Origin of the sequence: Halovenus marina (genome assembly GCF_051414115.1) — an archaeon.
GTDB classification, from domain to species: Archaea; Halobacteriota; Halobacteria; order Halobacteriales; family Haloarculaceae; genus Halovenus; species Halovenus marina.
Window position 1 is genome coordinate 1,969,424 of record NZ_JBLKNZ010000001.1, and the last position, 17,329, is coordinate 1,986,752.

The 17,329-nt window shown below is 61.4% G+C and carries 13 protein-coding genes; 6 read left to right on the top strand and 7 right to left on the bottom strand.

What is annotated here, in order from left to right; translation table 11 throughout:
- Positions 1 to 6: 6 nt before the first annotated feature.
- The gene (locus tag ACMGFL_RS10080) at positions 7 to 1,002 is read right to left on the bottom strand and encodes an LLM class flavin-dependent oxidoreductase (protein ID WP_436935413.1); all 996 of its coding nucleotides are present in this window, start codon (positions 1,000 to 1,002) and stop codon (positions 7 to 9) included.
- Between the two features lie 168 nt (positions 1,003 to 1,170).
- On the bottom strand, positions 1,171 to 2,064 hold the full coding sequence (locus ACMGFL_RS10085; protein ID WP_436935414.1) for a bifunctional methylenetetrahydrofolate dehydrogenase/methenyltetrahydrofolate cyclohydrolase: 894 nt from the start codon (positions 2,062 to 2,064) through the stop codon (positions 1,171 to 1,173).
- 170 nt (positions 2,065 to 2,234) lie between these two features.
- Between ACMGFL_RS10085 and ACMGFL_RS10090 the strand changes: the two genes are divergently transcribed.
- The gene (locus tag ACMGFL_RS10090; protein WP_436935415.1) at positions 2,235 to 5,255 is read left to right on the top strand and encodes a GAF domain-containing protein; all 3,021 of its coding nucleotides are present in this window, start codon (positions 2,235 to 2,237) and stop codon (positions 5,253 to 5,255) included.
- Between the two features lie 419 nt (positions 5,256 to 5,674).
- Here ACMGFL_RS10090 and glyA read toward each other — a convergent pair whose 3' ends face one another.
- Positions 5,675 to 6,922 (bottom strand): serine hydroxymethyltransferase, encoded by a 1,248-nt coding sequence (gene glyA / locus ACMGFL_RS10095; protein ID WP_436935416.1) that lies wholly within the window; start codon positions 6,920 to 6,922, stop codon positions 5,675 to 5,677.
- Positions 6,923 to 7,038: 116 nt separating this feature from the next.
- Between glyA and ACMGFL_RS10100 the strand changes: the two genes are divergently transcribed.
- The 4 genes from ACMGFL_RS10100 to ACMGFL_RS10115 all read left to right on the top strand — a co-directional run bounded on the left by ACMGFL_RS10100 (position 7,039) and on the right by ACMGFL_RS10115 (position 8,654).
- On the top strand, positions 7,039 to 7,287 hold the full coding sequence (locus ACMGFL_RS10100; RefSeq protein ID WP_436935417.1) for a hypothetical protein: 249 nt from the start codon (positions 7,039 to 7,041) through the stop codon (positions 7,285 to 7,287).
- Positions 7,288 to 7,370: 83 nt separating this feature from the next.
- Complete coding sequence (locus ACMGFL_RS10105; RefSeq protein ID WP_436935418.1) at positions 7,371 to 7,622, top strand: hypothetical protein; 252 nt, start codon at positions 7,371 to 7,373, stop codon at positions 7,620 to 7,622.
- A 48-nt stretch (positions 7,623 to 7,670) separates the two neighbouring features.
- Entirely contained in the window at positions 7,671 to 8,147 is a 477-nt protein-coding gene (locus ACMGFL_RS10110) for an NUDIX hydrolase (protein ID WP_436935419.1), read from the top strand.
- 78 nt (positions 8,148 to 8,225) lie between these two features.
- Entirely contained in the window at positions 8,226 to 8,654 is a 429-nt protein-coding gene (locus ACMGFL_RS10115) for a hypothetical protein (RefSeq protein WP_436935420.1), read from the top strand.
- A 3-nt stretch (positions 8,655 to 8,657) separates the two neighbouring features.
- Here the strand turns inward: ACMGFL_RS10115 and carB are convergent, their stop codons facing one another.
- The 4 genes from carB to coxB form a co-directional block, all read right to left on the bottom strand.
- Positions 8,658 to 12,446 carry a carbamoyl-phosphate synthase large subunit gene (gene carB, locus ACMGFL_RS10120; protein ID WP_436935421.1) on the bottom strand — a complete coding sequence of 1,263 codons (3,789 nt, stop codon included), beginning with the start codon at positions 12,444 to 12,446 and terminating at the stop codon, positions 8,658 to 8,660.
- A 289-nt stretch (positions 12,447 to 12,735) separates the two neighbouring features.
- The gene (locus ACMGFL_RS10125; RefSeq protein WP_436935422.1) at positions 12,736 to 13,005 is read right to left on the bottom strand and encodes a cytochrome C oxidase subunit IV family protein; all 270 of its coding nucleotides are present in this window, start codon (positions 13,003 to 13,005) and stop codon (positions 12,736 to 12,738) included.
- Positions 13,006 to 13,016: 11 nt separating this feature from the next.
- A complete protein-coding gene (locus ACMGFL_RS10130) occupies positions 13,017 to 15,641 on the bottom strand; it encodes a cbb3-type cytochrome c oxidase subunit I (RefSeq protein WP_436935423.1) in 2,625 nt (874 codons plus the stop codon).
- Positions 15,641 to 16,393 (bottom strand): cytochrome c oxidase subunit II, encoded by a 753-nt coding sequence (gene coxB / locus ACMGFL_RS10135; protein ID WP_436935424.1) that lies wholly within the window; start codon positions 16,391 to 16,393, stop codon positions 15,641 to 15,643. Before coxB ends, ACMGFL_RS10130 begins: the two co-directional genes overlap by 1 nt.
- A 174-nt stretch (positions 16,394 to 16,567) precedes the next feature.
- Here coxB and ACMGFL_RS10140 point away from each other — a divergent pair, with 174 nt between their 5' ends.
- Positions 16,568 to 17,323, top strand: a complete 756-nt coding sequence (locus ACMGFL_RS10140; protein ID WP_436935425.1) for a creatininase family protein — start codon at positions 16,568 to 16,570, stop codon at positions 17,321 to 17,323.
- Positions 17,324 to 17,329: the final 6 nt, after the last annotated feature.

Consider the following 17,329-nt stretch of genomic DNA (forward strand, 5'->3'; position numbering starts at 1 on the left):
CCGGGGTTAGAAGGACGGCAACACTTCCTCGGTGAACTGTTTGAGCTGACCGGTCTGGTCTTCGCCGCCAAATCGGATGATAAACTGCTCACAGCCCCGCTCCTGGAACTCTTCGATCCACGCGATGAGGTCGTCGGCGTCGCCGCTTGGTCCCCATGCGAGCTGATCTGCTTCCTTGTAGAGGTGCGGATAGTACGTCTTGATGTATTTACGCATCTTCTCGTCGGCGCTGGCTGTATCGTCGTCGATGGTCATCGTGACCTGGAAACTCGTCTCTATCTCCGCGGGGTCGTGACCGTGTTCGGTCGCGTAGTCGACGATGGAGTTGTACTGACGACTGTACTCGTGTGGTGCGTCTCCGAGTCCAGAGGCCATCCAGCCGTCACCGAGTTCGACGATTCGTTTCGCCGCCCTGTTGATAACCTCGTCAGTTCCGTTGTTGTGATGGGCGGGGTTGCTGATGACGTGGATCGTCGGGTCGTCCTGCACTGGTGCCAGATCACGAACCTCCGGGCCTCGACGGAAGTCGACGTCGTCGTACTGGTAGAACTCCCCGTCGTAGGTGAGTTCACCCTCGCGCCAGAACTGCTTGAAAATCTCCAGTTGCTCTTCGAGCATCTTCGCACGCTTGCGGTACTCCAGCCCGAGTGCTTCGTACTGTTCCTTACAGCCTGGCGTCGGTGGCCCCATGCACGCACCGAGTACCATGCGGCCATCGGACAGCATATCGAGACTGTTCCACGCCTGGAGAAACTGCAGCGGGTTCCGCAACGGTGTGATCATACAGCCAGTGCCTAATTTGACGTCCTCCGTCTGAGCCGCGAGGTGGCCGAGCAAGCTGATCGGTTCGAGTCGCGGACGGTCGAGGAGACTATCCCCGACCCAGACCGAGTCGAACCCATATTCCTCTGCCATCGCGCCCAGATCCATCATCTTCTCGACGGTATAACTCTCGACCAATAATGGTTCACGGTTGTTGATGTTTACACCAAATTCTACCATGGCTATGGTGCCCTCAGGAGTGTTTACTGTTAAGTGTTGTTCAGCACAGCACACATGAGTTCAAGATTGTCAGTACACGTGTGGAAGAAACCGTGATGAGTCCATTCCGTTCGAGAATCGAGCCGCCTCTGTCGCACAGAGGCTCGGAGTCCAGTGCGTCGAATCGGTTCAGGGCAGTTCCACGTCGATACCGGACTGTCGGCTGGTCGCCTTGACCGTGTTGTACAGGAGCATCGCGCGAGTCATCGGGCCGACGCCACCGGGGACGGGCGTGATGGCGTCGACCTGTGGCTCGACGCTCTCGAAGTCCACGTCGCCGACGAGTTCGTAGCCCTTCTCGGTGTCTGCGTCCACCCGGTTGATCCCGACGTCGATGACGACCGTTCCCTCGGAAACCATCGAGCCGTCGATGAACTCGGGGACGCCAGCGGCGGCGACGAGGATATCTGCCTGACGAGTCTTCTCAGCGAGATTGTCCGTCCGGGAGTGACAGACCGTCGTCGTTGCGTTGCCGCCCGGCGCTTTCTGGATGAAGAGGTTCGCCATTGGCTTGCCGACGATTCGGGACCGGCCAACGACGACGGCGTCTTTCCCCTCGGTGTCGACGCCCTCGGCTTCGAGCAGTTTCTGGATGCCGTGTGGGGTGCAGGGCTTGTATCGCGGATAGCCCGCGACCAGTCGCCCAATGTTCTCGGGGTGGAAGCCATCGACATCTTTCTCGGGGTCGATGCGCTCTATCACCTCGCGGTAGTCGACGTGGTCGGGCACCGGCGACTGGACGAGAATGGCGTTCACGTCGGGGTCGCCGTTCAACTCCGCGATGACGTCGAAGAGATCCGACGCGGGCGCGTCGAGTTCGAGTTCGATATCTCGGGTCTGGATTCCGAGTTCCTCACAGTCGCGCTGTTTCATCGAGACGTAGGTCTCACTCGCCGGGTCGGGGCTCATCAGCACCGTCGCGAGCGTCGGTCGCTCGTCGGCGTCTGCGAGTCGCTCGACTGAATCCGCAAGCGCAGACCTGATCTCGCTTGCAACCTCGTTGCCGTCGATCCTGTCGGCCATACTGGATCGCCGGTCCGACCGGACTTGAACGTCCCGAAACGGGCATCGGCAGTGCCCAGCCAAGACGCCCAGAAATACACCGGAGTTATGTAGCTGGGCCGCAAAGTGATGGTATACAAACGTGTCTGTGGGGGCATGCGAGCCCTCCGGAACGATGGGTGTCACCGGTAATGCAAGCAAGCTCCGAAGCGACATCGCTTCTGTACGTCACCGACAGGGACGATGCTGTGGATACGTCAGCCAGCCAGTTCGGGTTCGACGAGCCTGCCGTGTCGGTCACGACGGCGACGAGAACGGAAGGACAGGCGGAACTCTCGGCCGAGGTATTCGACTGTATCCTGCTTGATCTCGGTGCTGGCGCGGGCCAGTTCGAGGCAGTGATGGAACTGCTCGAAACCGCTCCGCTCACGCCAGTCATCGTCTTTGTCGATGCCAGTTCAGACGACGACCTCGAAGCCCTGCTCGGTCTCGACGGGGTCGACGTCGTCCCCTCGACGGTGGCGGAGACACCGGCCGCAGTGATCAGAGAGCGAATCGAGTCAGTGCTTCCCGACGCGCCGCTGACAGGGGGCGTCGCCACAGACCGCGAACGCGACCAGTTGCTGGCGACGATAATGGAAAACGTCGGTGACGTCGTCTGGATGCTCGATGCAGACGAGAAGCGGCTCACGTTCGTCAACGAGGCATTCGAGCGAGTCTGGGGACGACCGCGTGAAGCACTGTACGAACAGCCAAGCACTGTTCTGAAGGGCGTCCACCTGGACGACAGCGACCGGGTTCGAGACGCACTCGACTCCCTGTTTGCGACGCCGGACAGCTACGATATCACCTATCGGGTCGTCCAGCCGGACGGTGAGATTCGATGGGTGCACGACCGTGCGTTCGGTGTCTACGAAGACGGGTCACTGCGGCGTGTCGTCGGGCTTGCACAGGACATCACCGAACACAAACGACGCGAGGAGCAAATCGAGAGTCAGCGTGACGAACTGGCCGAACTCGACCGCATCAACCGGATCATCCGCGACGTCGAATCGGCACTTGTCGGCGCACAGAGTCGCCCTGAGATCGAACAGGCTGTCTGTGACCGGCTCGCTGCATCCGAGAAGTACCACTTCGCAGTGGCGCTACGCCTCACCAGCGATGGGAAGCTAGAGCCAGACGCGTGGACCCCTGAAGGCGAGGAGTACGTACAGCGGGCGTTTTCAGTCGAGACCGAACAGCCGGGACCAGGACAGCGTGCGATAGAAACCAAAGAGACACACGTCGTTCCGTCAGTCGAGGACGGGCGACAGCCCTGGAAGGACATCGCGGAGGCGGTCGGAATCGAGGGACTGGCTGCCATTCCCATCAGCTACGAGGGGCGCGAGTACGGCGTCATCGGCGTGTACACGACACAGGCCGATGCCTTCGGTGAGCGGGAGATCGAAGTACTCGACGAACTCGGTGAGACGGTCGGGTACGCGATTGCAGCAGTCCAGAGTCGCGAACGCGAGCAGACGCTCACGGCACTGTACGAGGCGACACAGGAACTGCTCGCCGCCGACACCGCGCAGTCCGTCTGTGACGTGGTCGTGAAAACGGCCGCAAACGTACTCGAACCCTCCGGCGTCGGCCTGTTCATCTTCGACGACCAGGAGAACGTGCTCCAGTTGGTCTCGGCGACCGACCAGCTCCGGTCGTTTTACGACAGGGCGACGACCTTCGGCCCGGGACATGCGGACTCGGAGGCGTGGCAGGTCTACGCGACCGGCGAATCCCGATACTTCGCCGACATCCGGACCGCGGAGCACGTCACTGCCCCCGATACCGACGCGCGAAGTGCCCTCATCGTGCCGCTTGGCGAGCACGGAGTCTTCGTCGTCGCATCCGAGGTGGTCGACGTGTTCGACGACCGGAAACGTCAGCTGGTCGGCCTGCTCGCAGCGACGACCGAGGCGGCGCTCGACCGTGTCACCGGACAGGCGGACATCCGGGAACGCGACCAGCAACTCGCCGAGCGCACGAACCGGCTGATCCGGCTCGAACAGACGCTCCAGTTCGTTCGCGCGACGAACCAGTTGCTCCGACGGGCAAACACGCGTGCGGAGATCGAACGCGGCGTCTGCGAGCGGGTCGTCGACATCGACGAACACAGTTTCGCCTGGATCGGAACGACACCACCCGATGAGACCGAACTTGTCCCGCAGGCGTACGCCGGTGTCGGAAACAGCTACCTCGACGACGTCTCGCTCGCAGTCGACGGTGAGGAACCCGCAGCGCTGGCCGCTCGAACCGGTCAGATCGTGACTATCCAGGACGTAACCGACAAGCTCCACGACACGGAGTGGGCACACCTCGCGGCCGACCGCGATTTCCAGTCTGTGCTCTCCGTGCCGCTCGTCTACGGGCAGACGACCTACGGCGTCCTTGCTGTGTACAGCGGCGAACCAAACGCGTTCGGGGACGGGTTCGAGACGATGCTCGCTGACCTCGGTGAGACTATCGCCTTCGGCATCAACACCGTCGAGACGAGGCAGGCAATCCTTGCCGACTGCGTGACCGAACTCGAAGTCGACATCGACGGGACGGGCGGCTTTCCGAATGCCGTCGCAGATATCGCCGACGACACCGTCACGTTCAGAGAGATCCAGCCCACGGCCGACGGGGGGACACAGCTCCTGTTTGAGCTCGCGGACCCGCCAGTCGAGGAGATACTCGCACTCGAATCTGCCTTCGTCTCGGTGGAGTCGCTCTCGCATCTCTCGCGTGGCGAGACACAGCTGTTCCGTGCGACGCTGTCGGGCGATACTGTCGCGACGACACTGTTTGACTGTGGGGCAGTTCCGCGTGAAGTCGTCGCGACAGCGGAGGAGACAACTGCAGTCGTGCAACTCCCGCAGGAACTCGACGTGCGCGTCTTTCTCGGGCGACTCGAAACACACTACCCTGCGGTGGAACTGCTCACCCGGACTGACGTGGAATCAGAACCGAACGGCCACGAGCAGGCCTGGACGGTACTCGAAGAGGGACTCACCGAGCGCCAGCGGGAGGTACTGTTGACCGCCTACGAGAGCGGATACTTCCAGTCCCCGCGCGAGACAACTGGGGCCGAACTGGCCGCCCTCTTTGACATCTCGCAACCGACCTTGACCTACCACCTCCGGGAGGCACAGCGCCGTCTGTTCGACGCGCTGTTTACCGATCACTTCTGAGACTGTCGGCTGTACGATAGCAGCCCAAATCTAGATAATTAGCCCAAATCTCCCGCCCATTCTTGTATAATAGTAACTATTTCTAAACCGGAATGTCCCGTGAATACGGATGGCGGCACACGATCGTGTTCGACCGGAAACCCAGATTGCAGAGGCACACGATGTCCACGGTTGACACCCACGTTCCGTGACCTGACGCAGGGCGGTTCGGACATCGTTCGGGGTCCGGGCGATTCGTTCCGGCATACACGCCGCCGACTCTCTCCCCACACACGTACGTCGACGGTTTCTGATTCACTTTGGGAGATAGATCCGGAACTACCGAGACGTGACTGCACTCATACTGTCGACTGTCCCATCTCGAACGTACTTCGCCACCCGGGGTGGCGAATATGTGTACGCACGGACAGTCGACAGTATCACTCGTAGAGTGGGTGCTCGTCTGTCAACTCCGCGACGCGGTCTGTGACCTCCGCTTTGACAGCCTCGTCGTCGTAGTCGTCGACGACCGTCGCGATGAGGTCCGCGACCGTTCTGGTCGCATCCTCGTCGAAGCCGCGTGTTGCGAGGCCAGCAGTTCCGGCCCGGATGCCCGACGGGTTGAATGCCGAGCGCGTTTCGCCCGGAACGGTGTTGGCGTTCAACACGATTCCGACCGATTCGAGCGCCTGCTCGGCGTCCTTGCCCGTCGTGTCGGGGTGCGACTCGCGCAGGTCGACGAGTACCAGATGGTTGTCGGTGCCGCCTGAGACGAGCGAGAAGCCATGCTCCTGTAGCCGTTCACCGAGCGCCTTCGCGTTGTCGACGACCTGCTGTGCGTACGCCTCGAACTCGGGCTGGAGGGCTTCCTTGAACCCGACTGCCTTGCCTGCGATGTTGTGCATCAGCGGGCCGCCCTGTCCGCCGGGGAACACCGCCGAGTCGATGTCGTCGGCGAACTCGTCGCGACACATGACGATGCCGCCACGCCCCGCACGGATCGTCTTGTGTGTGCTGCCGGTGACGAAATCGGCAATCCCGACCGGTGAGGAGTGAACGCCTGCGGCGACGAGTCCGGTGATGTGGGCGATGTCAGCGAGGTGGTACGCATCGACTGTGTCAGCGGCCGCCTGAATCCGCTCGAAGTCGATGTCGCGGGGGTACGCCGAGTACCCCGAAACGATGATGTCGGGGTCGAACTCCTCAGCGACCGCTGCGAGCGCGTCGTAGTCGATGTAGCCGGTTTCGGGGTCGACCTGATACTGCTCGACCTCGTAGGTCTGGCCGGTGAAATTCGCGGGGTGACCGTGCGAGAGATGACCGCCGTGTTCCAGTTCCATCGAGAGGATCTTGTCACCGGGGTCGAGCATGGCGAGATAGACGGCCATGTTCGCCTGCGTGCCCGAGTGAGGCTGGACGTTGACGTGTTCGGCACCCCACAGCTCCTTCGCGCGCTCGATGGCGAGCGTTTCGACGGTGTCTGCGTGTTCACAGCCAGCGTAGTAGCGTTCACCGGGATACCCCTCGGCGTACTTGTTGGTCAGCTCGGAGCCCTGTGCTTCGAGAACCGCCTCGCTGACGTGGTTTTCGCTTGCGATCATCGCGAGCGTGTCGTTCTGACGCTCGCGCTCTGCGACCAGCGCGTCTGCAATTTCCGGGTCGACCGCCCGTACCCGTTCGTAGCTCATGTGCTAGCTCGGGAGTGGGTCGACAAGAAACTACCTGTCTTCGAAACGGAGTGTGAACGACTGGCACAGGTGGTTCCGAACGCTTATCCGCCCGATAGACGTTCCTCAGGTACGAGATGAGTGACTCGCGGCCCTGGTTCGAGCGACTGCGCGAGGAGTACGACGAGTCGGACCTGTTTCTCGTCGCGGGCCTGGCCTCCGTCATCGCCGCCTGGATCCGCATCCCCGAACTCTCCGTGGTCGCCATCTACTGTGGCTACCGGCTGTACGTCAACTACGACCGGCGGATAAGCGGGGGTATCCTGGTCGTCCTCGGACTTGCCCAACTACTTCGATTGGTCCTCTTTCTCGCGACGCAACTCTGAGCCGTCTTCCAAGTAATTCCTGCACGCGACGCAGTCTGGGATCGTTCAGAACGCTTATCGCTTCGCCGGACGTGTACGTAACGATGAGTGACGAACAGACCCGAGTCGGGGAATTTCTGAGCCGATACGAGGAATCTGAGCGGTTTCTTGTTGCTGGCGCTGTGACGGCAGTTCTCTCGTGGGTTTTCATCCCCCTGCTGTTTGGACTGGCCGCCATCTACTGTGGCTACCGTCTGTATAACTGCTCGGACCGAACGATAACGAGCGCCGTGATCGTCTTCATGGGCGCATCGGCAGTCATCAACTGGCTGGTGTACATCGTCAACACCATCTAGCGCCAGGGAGAGCGTAACACCGATATCGCTGCCACTCTCCCGATTCGTATGGAGACGACCCGACACTTCGTGGCCACCGTGTACGTCGTCAACGACGGTGCAACGGCGCTTCACAGGCACGACAAACTCGACATGTGGCTCCCACCGGGCGGACACATCGAGCGCGACGAACTCCCCCACGAGGCCGCACAGCGGGAGGTGCGCGAGGAACTCGGCCTCGACGTGAGCCTGCACGCGCCAGTCGGTGACCTCGAATCAGACACCGCCCGGTCGATCCCACAGCCACAGCAGTTCCTGCTCGAAGACATCAACGTCGCAGACGGCGAGGTCGGCCACCAGCACATCGACTTCATCTACTACGGCCACGCTGAGAGTCGCGACATCGACCCCGCTCCCGGCGAAGCCGACGCCGAGGAATGGGAGTGGTACGCCCCCACCGAGTTGGAGGCAAACGCTGACCGGTTTCCCGACGATGTAGTCGAAGTCGGCCAGCGCGCCATCGAGGTGGTCGGAGGTGAAAAGTAACATCGGTATAATACAAAGCGACGGACTGCTCGTCCGTCGGCCACAACGTTTAACGGAGGTTCCTTGTAATGCCGATTCGTGGAGATAGACACTGATTCACTGACCACAGGACAGAAAGTAGCCGCTGGCGCTGGCATCGTGACAGCCATCGGTGCAGTCCTTCCGTGGGTCGATGCGGGGATCGTTACTGTCTCAGGACTGGACGGCGACGGCGTTCTCACCATCATCTTCGGACTCGTCGTCCTCGGACTGGTTCTCGTTCGAGAGTGGGGAACCGTCGAGATGGCGGCGACTGTCGTGCTGGGTCTCATGACGACGCTCATCGCTGGTAACGTCTACGGTAACCTCGAAGACCAGGCTGCACAGCAGATCCTCGAAGCGCAAGCGGGGATCGGGCTTCATCTGACACTTCTCGGGGGACTGGCGATGCTGGGCGCTGGCGTGTACGGCTACCTCAAAGAGCGAAACACGTCCACGAGACAGGCGCAAGCCCCTCGGGCGCGGTAACCTCTATTCTCGACCCCACGGCAGGCGGTCGCGGGTCGACTGCCGGCGGCGTTCGATGACCGACTCGGCCCACGAGATGGCGTCGTCGAGCACCTCCGCCGGACTGTCCTCGAACGCGAACTCCCGGATGTGTTCGACGTCGTCGTCCTCGTGGCCGCCGATCATGTGTGTCGCCTTGCTGTCCCGTTCTTTCGGGACGAGACGCGCGAGAACGTTCTTGTGTGCCTTCGCCGTCTCGTACTCAGTGAGTCGGCGGGCCGGGTCCCGGTCGATCAGAATCGAGAACTTCGAGAGCATCATGTAGGTGGCGATGTCCTGCTCTCGGGTGCGTCCCTCGACGCCGGGCAGTTCACTCGCGATACGGGGCTGGTAGCTGTGGTGTTCGAGCGTCTCGGCCACTGCCGCGGCGTCGTCGCTCGCGTCGCCGACGCGTGAGGTCAACACCAGCACGGACTCGTCGACGGTTTCGAGGACCGTATCGAGCGCGTCGACGAACTCGGCGAGGTCGTCACCGTCCGACTCAAAGGCGTCCAGATAGCCCGCGTCGGCGATGCCGCGAAGCGTCTCGATCTGTGTGCGCAGATCCTCACGGCCCTTTGGCTGTCCCCAGTACTCCTTGAGTTTGGGTCTGTCGTCGACCGACTCGACGTCGATCGGTTCGTCCGCGTGGCGGATCGCTTCGAGCGCGGCCTGTGCGCTCTCGATAGTCGAGAAGTACGTGATCGTCTCCTCGACACAGGTCTCCAGAATGTCCCGTTCGCGGGAGATGACGAGATCGATTTCGCCCGCAGAGAGTGCCTCGTTGACCGCCTCCGTGCTCTCGAAGTCGTCGAGTTCCATCACCTCGAAGAAGTCCTCGAAGCCAGCGACGGGCAGGTCGACGATTGCGGTTCCTTCGCGGGGGATGGGCTTGCCGACGCTCATCTGCGCTTTGTCGTAGGCCTTGCCGAAGGTGTCCGCCGTGCCCATGACTTCGCCGGTGGATTTCATCTCCGGACCCAGTCGGGGGTCACTGCCCGGCAGGCGGTCGAAGGGCAAGACGACTTCCTTGACGCTGACCTGTTCGGGGATCTGTTCCTCGTAGTCGAGTTCGTCGAGCGTCGCCCCAGCCATCACCTTCGCGGCGATTTTCGCTATCGGGACGTCCGTCGCCTTCGAGACGAACGGGACCGTACGCGAGGAGCGCGGGTTCGCCTCCAGCACGAACACCTCGCCGTCACGAACTGCGAGTTGGACGTTCAGCAGGCCGACCGTATCGAGTGCCGTCGCGATGTTCTCGACCACTTCGCGCACGCGGCGGTTGACGTCTCGGCCGAGCGAGCGCGGCGGGATCATACACGCCGAGTCGCCGGAGTGCACACCCGCAGTCTCGACGTGTTCCATCACGCCGCCGATGAGGACGTTCTCGCCGTCCGACACCGCGTCCACGTCGAGTTCGACCGCGTCCGCGAGGAACTCGTCGACGAGGATCGGCTTGTCGGGCGAGACGCGAACGGCCTCCTCAATGTAGGTTTCGAGGTCGTCGTCGTTGTAGACGACGTCCATCGCACGCCCGCCGAGCACGTAGGAGGGACGAACGAGCACGGGATAGCCGATGTCGTGTGCGAGTTCGAGCGCCTCCTCCTTGCTGGTGGCGGTGCCACCCTCTGCCTGCGAGATGGAGAGTTCGTCCATCAACTGGTTGAAACGGTCGCGGTCCTCGGCAAGATCCATCGCGTCGACGGAGGTGCCGAGGATGTCACAGTCCAGGTCACGGCGGTCGAGTTCGCGTTCGAGCGGACGACCGATGTCGACGCTGGTCTGGCCGCCGAACTGCACCATCACGCCGTCGGCCTCGGTGGCCTCGATGACGTCCGCGACCTCCTCTGCCGTGATTGGCTCGAAGAAGAGGCCGTCGGAGGTGTCGTAGTCGGTCGAGACCGTCTCGGGGTTGTTGTTGACGACGTGGGCTTCGATGCCCATCTCCCGGAGCGCACGGATGGCATGGACCGAACAGTAGTCGAACTCGACGCCCTGTCCGATGCGGATCGGGCCGCCGCCGACCACGACGACGCTCTCGACATCGCGGTCGATGCGGAGTTCGTCACGGTTGAGCCCCGAAATCGGGTCGCGGGCCGAGTAGTAGTAGGGTGTCGTGGCGACGAACTCGCCCGCACAGGTGTCGACCAGTTTGAAGTCCCGGTCGGGCGTGGCCGTATCCACGTCGTCGACGGTCGTTCCGCCGTCGGGGGCGGCCTCGTTTTCGACTTCCTGCTCGTCGTCGAGATGCTCCGGCAGCCACGACGCGTGCGTATCGTGGAACTCCCCACCCGCGAGGGCGGCGATCTCCTGGTCGGTGAAGCCCGCGCTTGCCGGTGTCCCGAAGTCACCGTCTGCAGCCGCGTTTGCGGCGTCCGCGACGCGCTTGAACCGTTCGACGTACCACTCGCGGATCTCGGTCAACGCGACGATCTCCTCGACGTCGTAGCCACGGTCGAAGGACTCGAACATCGCGTAGGGGCGGTCGGGCGTTGGTCGTTCGAGATAGTCTGCTTCGAGTTCCTCGTCGCTGACCTCAGACCAGTCGGCGGCGGGGTCGTACTCCGAGGAGCGGAGCGCCTTCAAGAGCGATTCCTCGAACGTGCGACCGATCGCCATCGCCTCGCCGGTGGATTTCATCGCTGGACCGAGCTCGAACTCCACGTCGCGGAACTTGTCCTTCGGCCAGCGAGGGATCTTGGTGACGATGTAGTCGATGGCTGGCTCGAAGGCCGCCGTCGTCTCGCCGGTAATCTCGTTTTCGATCTCGTGGAGTCGCTTCCCAAGTGCGACCTTCGCGGTGACGCGAGCGATGGGGTAGCCGGTCGCCTTCGAGGCGAGCGCAGACGAACGCGACACGCGGGGGTTGACCTCGACGACGCGATACTCGCCGCCCGGCGTGCCGTCGTCCTGCCACGCGAACTGGATGTTACAGCCGCCCTGGATGCCGAGTTCGCGGATCACTTCGAGGGCAACGTCTCGCATCTCTTGGTGACCCTCGTCGGGGATGACCTGTGAGGGCGTGACGACCATGGACTCGCCCGTGTGGATCCCCATCGGGTCGAGGTTCTCCATGTTGCAGATGATGATACAGGAGTCGTCGGCGTCGCGCATCACCTCGTATTCGAGTTCGATCCAGCCGTCGATCGACTCGGTGATCATCACGCGATTGTCTCGCGAGAGGTTCAGCCCCCGGCGGACGGCCTCTTTCAGTTCGTCCATCTCGTCGATGACGCCCGACCCCGCTCCACCGAGCGTGTAGGTCGTGCGCATGATGACCGGAAGCCCCCCGACTTTCTCGACTGCGTCCTCGACCTCGTCGACGTCGTTGATAGTGACCGAACTTGGGACGGGCTGATCGATCGACTCCATGCGCTGTCGGAACTCGTCGCGGTCTTCGGTCGCGTAGATGGTGTCGAGCGGCGTTCCCATGACCTCGACGTCGTGTTCTTCGAGCACGCCGAGTTCTGCCAGTTCCGCAGTGACGTTCAGCCCCGTCTGTCCGCCAAGTCCCGCGATGACGCCGTCCGGCTGTTCTTTCCGGATAATCTCGGCGATGGCCTCCGGCGTGATCGGCTCGATGTACACCTCGTCTGCCATGTCCGGATCGGTCATGATCGTCGCCGGGTTCGAGTTGACGAGTACGACCCGCGCGCCCTCCTCCCGTAGCGCGCGGCAGGCCTGTGCGCCCGAATAGTCGAACTCGGCTGCCTGTCCGATCTGGATCGGCCCGCTCCCGATGAGCAAAATCGTTCGGTCGTCTCCGTCTGTCATTGTCCATGCAGAGTCCACACATCGTAATAAGCCCGACGAAAGACCAAGACAGGCGAGACCTGTTATCGACTTCCACACACCGCTGTTTCCGGCGGTTCAGCGGGTCTGTCAGCCGGGTACGGAGAGCAGTAATTACTGGTCGCACAGCGATGCGGTTTCACGACAGTGTTGAACCATATCGAGACCGCTCACGAAGTGCTGTTGACGGGATCACGAGAGAACAGACAGCCAGTCTTCACGCACCGAAGAATCGGTCGTCATAGTCCGCAGCCACGAGCGGCGCAACAGACTAGAGCATCGAGTAGGCCGCACCGGCGGTCAGCGCGACGACACCGATCACGCCAGCGAGCGCGATGTAGGAGACGGCACGCGGTTCCTCTCGCAGGTGCATGTACCAGCCAGCGACGGCAATCGCCTTCAGCGACGATAGCGCGAGGATGACTACCAAGATTGGCCAGTAGTTGTCTTCCAGCAGCCCCAGTGATTCGACCGCAAACTGGGTTGTGGAGATGACCATCAGTACGCCGAATATCGCCGTGTATGTTTTGATTGATGTCATGTGAGATCACCTCAGAGGATGTAGAACAGCGGGAAGAGGAACAACCACACGATGTCGACGAAGTGCCAGTACAGACCGAAGTACTCGATGGTGTGGGATTCCTCCTCGCCCATATACGCGCCCTTGTAGGCCCTGGCGATCAGGAACAGCAAGATCATCATCCCGACGATGACGTGTGCCGCGTGCAACCCGGTCGTCAGGTAGTACGTCGACCCCATCGGGTCCGATGCGAGTGTCCAGCCCTGGTTGAAGTACAGGTCGTGCCACTCGATGGCCTTGTTGACGAGGAAGGCACCGGCTCCCGCCAGCGTGAGGCCGAGGAATCCGAGCGTCGCCAGCTTGTTCTGCCGCTTCGCGTACACCAGCGCGAGTACGATTGTGAAGCTACTCGCGAGTAGCAAGTAGGTGTTCATCAACCCAGGCCACACTGGTTTGTGCGTGTACGCCGCCGCCTTGAACCAGCCCTGCCAGCCGTACTGCAGGCGCATGAACATGTACGAGCCGATAAAGGCACCGAACAGGATGATATCAGATCCGATGAATGTCCACATCCCGAGTTTGGTGTTCGTGAGCGACTCGAAGGGCCACTGCTCGGAGAGGGTTGGCTTTGGCACCTCGAAGGACTCCCACCCGAAGCCGACGAGCGTGTAGGCACCGAAGTAGGTACCGGCCATCGTCACCCAGAAGTAGATTCCAGCGTTGAGGAATCCGTCTGGGACCCCGAGACTGAGGTGGAATGGGAGCGCGAGCAACACCAGCAGGGGCATCGAGGCTGCCATGAAGACGCCGTGGAGTGGGCTGAACCCATCATGTCTCGCGCCGACGATCCCCAACGAGGCAACGAATGCCGGAATTGCGAAGATGAACGGCCAGACGAAATATTCCGTCGGGATACCGGAGAGCCCGATCGCGGTCGCGAGCGTTGCCACGCTCAGAAGCATCGGCCACCAACTCGCGTGGTCGGCGTGGACTTCCTCGGCGTGCGTGACGGCCCCTCCATCAGCGGCCGTCTCGTTGACGCCACCGTCTGTCGCCTCGGAGCCGGTGAGGAAGTTCAGCTTTCCGCTCGCGAAGGAGGGTGTTCCGGGGAAGTTATCTTCTGGTGGGGGAGAGGAGAGCGCCCACTCAGAGGAGGACGTGTACGCCCACGGACTCTCGTCGACTGTCCGGTCACTGTAGAGACTCTTGACGAGATTGTAGAACATCACGAGGAACGACGCGGCAAACAGGAACGCCCCGACTGTCGCGACGCGGTGCCACAGGGTAAAGCCCGAGTCGTAGACGAACACGCGACGTGGCGTCTCCCAGACGATGAACATCGGGAAGTACAGCATATTGAACCCAATAAACGCGGAGACAAAGTGGACCTTCCCGAGGAACTCGTTGTACATCTTCCCGGTCATCTTCGGATACCAGTAATAGACCGCACCGATCAACCCGACGGCCGCCGAAGCCATCGCGTAGTGGAAGTGGGCAGTCACCCAGTACGTCCCACGGAACGAGTAATCGAGTACAATCGCACCGAGGAAGACGCCGGTGATACCGCCGATAATGAAGATAATCAGCGCACCGAGAACGAACAGGAACGGCGTCTTCCAGCGGACACGGCCCTTGATCATCGTGTAGATGAGCGCAAAGACCATCAGGTCGAACGGTAGTGAGATCCCGATCGTCGTCACCATGAAGACCGTCTTGATTGGCAGATTGATGCTCGTCAGGAACATGTGGTGCATCCAGACGATGAAACTCTGGATTGCGACAAGCGCCATCGCAATGACGAACCACTTGCGACCGACGAGACGGCGACCGGAGAACGTCTGGACGATTTCAGCCATCGCGCCCAGTGCCGGGAAGAAGACGATATACACCTCCGGATGGCCGAAGAACCACCAGAGGTGTGTCCACAGCATCGATCCACCAGCGTCACTCGAGAAGTACGTCGTCCCGAGCAGGTGGTCCGAGGAGAGGATGACAAGTGCTGCGAGCAACGCAGCAAACGCAAACAGCATCATCCAGACAGTCAGGAAAATCGAGAGGCTGAAAAGCGGAATATCACGGAGCCGCAGCCCCTCAGCACGCATTCGGTAGATAGTCGTAATGAAGTTTACAGACCCCAGCGTAACTGACGTGACGAACATCGTCAGTCCGAGAATCGCCGCAAGGGAGCCGACTTCCGCGACGGGCGGAATAAACGCCGGGACGTTAAGCGGTGCGTACATCGTCCAGCCGCCGGAGAAGGTTGCGCCCTGGAAAAAGGAGAGCGCAAAGGCGATGATCGACGTCAGATACAGCCAGTAGCTCAGCGCATTCAGGCGCGGGAAGGCGAGATCCTTCGCGCCAATCTGCAGCGGAACGAAGTAATTCGCGAGCCCGAACCCGAAGGGAGACAGGAACCAGAACACCATCAGCAGACCGTGTGACGACACGATCTGATTGTAGCCCAGTCCTTCGAGAATCAGACCGCCAGATTCCCAGAGCTGGATACGGATCAGCAGTGCGAGCAATCCAGCAAAGACGAGCGTAAAGATCGACGTCAGCAGATACAGGATACCGATATCCTTGTGGTTGGTCGTGACGAGCCAGCGTTTGACCGTCGATTTCGGTGGCAGGTGGTTGCCGTCAGCGTGTTCTGCCATCAGCTACCACCTCCGAGATTGTCGTACCATTCGTTGTATTCGCCCGGGTCCATCACGATCACGTCCCCAATCATGTTCGAGTGTCCTGCGCCACACAGCTCGAGACATTTCGCCTTGTACTCGGTTCCAGCCATATCCTCGTCGGGGTGAATCCACGTCTCGGTGGTCTGGCCAGGGATCGCGTCGGCACTCGCCCCTAACTCCTGTATCCGATAGTTGTGCATCACATCTCGCGAGGTGACGTTCAGCTCGACCACCTCCCCGGCCGGGACGCGCAGTGTGGAGGTCGTTTCACCGTTCGGGTAGGTGTAATCCCAGCCGAACTGGTACCCCTGAACGTCGATTTCGATCGCATCCTCGTGGTTCTGCGGCTCACCTTCGACGAACAGCAACAGCGAGTAGCCGTAGATGATGAGTCCCAGCACGATGATCGCGCTGAGGCCAAACGACATAAACAGTTTCTTGCCGCCGCCCTTTCCGGCCCCGGTCGGGATTTCGCCGAGCTGTGGGCGAGCAACGTCGTCATCCTGCTCTTCCGGTTCCGAAATGTCGTATCCGCCTTCCCTGTCCCCGTCTTCGGATCGGTATTTGATCGCATTATACACCGTGTAGCTGATCACGATGATGCCGACGATAGTTCCGAGTGCCATAAACACCAGAAAGAGACTATCGAACACGTCGGCGGGACTGCGGGCCGACGCTGGCATCGCGTGTCCCAGCAAAGACAGTGTCGTGTGTCCGGTACCCTGCATTAGTTCGCCCTTACGAGCACCGTCTCTTATGCATTTCGGAAACCCACCGCCTATCCGTGGGCGGATTTACGACCGTAGCCGTGGGTCGCTCGAATTCTGTTCCGATGGATAGAGCTGAAATTGTCGGTGGCGAGCGGTCGATACCAATTTGGGCCGCCCGGACGAGATGGGTGTATGCGACTGGCCGAGACGACGTGGTGTGACGCAGGCGATACTGAGACAGATCTGGCCGTGGTACCGGTCGGAAGCACAGAGCAGCATGGGCCTCACGCGCCACTTGGTACTGACACGATGGCCGCGCGTGCGGTCGCTGAAGCAGGGATAGAGCGGTACGACGGGGAGGCGGTGCTCACTCCGGCAGTTTCGGTCGGAGTCAGCGTCGAGCACGCGCAGTTTCCGGGAACACTCTCGGTCGGCGCGGACACGTTTCGCTCGTACGTGAGCGACGTGGTAGAGAGTCTCGCATCGCACGGCTGGGATCGCGTGGTGGTCGTCAACGGACACGGCGGAAACGTGGACGCGCTTCGGGAAGTCTGTGGATCGCTGACGCGCGCTGAAACGGCCTACACCGTCCCGTTCACGTGGTTCGATGCCATCGACCTCGACCAGTTTACAGACCTCGACGGCGAGTCGATGGGCCACGCTGGCGCGGTCGAAACGAGTCTCGTACGACACGTGCGCGCAGAGTGTGTGAGAGAAGAGCAGATCGAAGCAGCACGCGACGGCGGCGCGTCGACGTGGGGTGAGTACAGACACGGCGTGAATCTCGCGTACGACAGCGCGGAGTTTACCGAAAACGGTGTCGTCGGCGACCCGACTGTCGGGTCAGCCGAACTCGGAACGCAGCTGCTCGCTGTCGCAGGCAAACAGCTCGCCGACCTGTTCGAAACAGTGCGCGAGCGGTCGGTTGAGCGTCCGGACCGTCGGTAGCAATCA

What these genes read in the sequence shown, in the direction of transcription:
- ACMGFL_RS10080 (WP_436935413.1), bottom strand. Translation starts at nt 1,002, where the DNA reads ATGGTAGAATTTGGTGTAAACATCAACAACCGTGAACCATTATTGGTC.
- ACMGFL_RS10085 (WP_436935414.1), bottom strand. Translation starts at nt 2,064, where the DNA reads ATGGCCGACAGGATCGACGGCAACGAGGTTGCAAGCGAGATCAGGTCT.
- ACMGFL_RS10090 (WP_436935415.1), top strand. Translation starts at nt 2,235, where the DNA reads ATGCAAGCAAGCTCCGAAGCGACATCGCTTCTGTACGTCACCGACAGG.
- glyA (WP_436935416.1), bottom strand. Translation starts at nt 6,922, where the DNA reads ATGAGCTACGAACGGGTACGGGCGGTCGACCCGGAAATTGCAGACGCG.
- ACMGFL_RS10100 (WP_436935417.1), top strand. Translation starts at nt 7,039, where the DNA reads ATGAGTGACTCGCGGCCCTGGTTCGAGCGACTGCGCGAGGAGTACGAC.
- ACMGFL_RS10105 (WP_436935418.1), top strand. Translation starts at nt 7,371, where the DNA reads ATGAGTGACGAACAGACCCGAGTCGGGGAATTTCTGAGCCGATACGAG.
- ACMGFL_RS10110 (WP_436935419.1), top strand. Translation starts at nt 7,671, where the DNA reads ATGGAGACGACCCGACACTTCGTGGCCACCGTGTACGTCGTCAACGAC.
- carB (WP_436935421.1), bottom strand. Translation starts at nt 12,446, where the DNA reads ATGACAGACGGAGACGACCGAACGATTTTGCTCATCGGGAGCGGGCCG.
- ACMGFL_RS10125 (WP_436935422.1), bottom strand. Translation starts at nt 13,005, where the DNA reads ATGACATCAATCAAAACATACACGGCGATATTCGGCGTACTGATGGTC.
- ACMGFL_RS10130 (WP_436935423.1), bottom strand. Translation starts at nt 15,641, where the DNA reads ATGGCAGAACACGCTGACGGCAACCACCTGCCACCGAAATCGACGGTC.
- coxB (WP_436935424.1), bottom strand. Translation starts at nt 16,393, where the DNA reads ATGCAGGGTACCGGACACACGACACTGTCTTTGCTGGGACACGCGATG.
- ACMGFL_RS10140 (WP_436935425.1), top strand. Translation starts at nt 16,568, where the DNA reads ATGCGACTGGCCGAGACGACGTGGTGTGACGCAGGCGATACTGAGACA.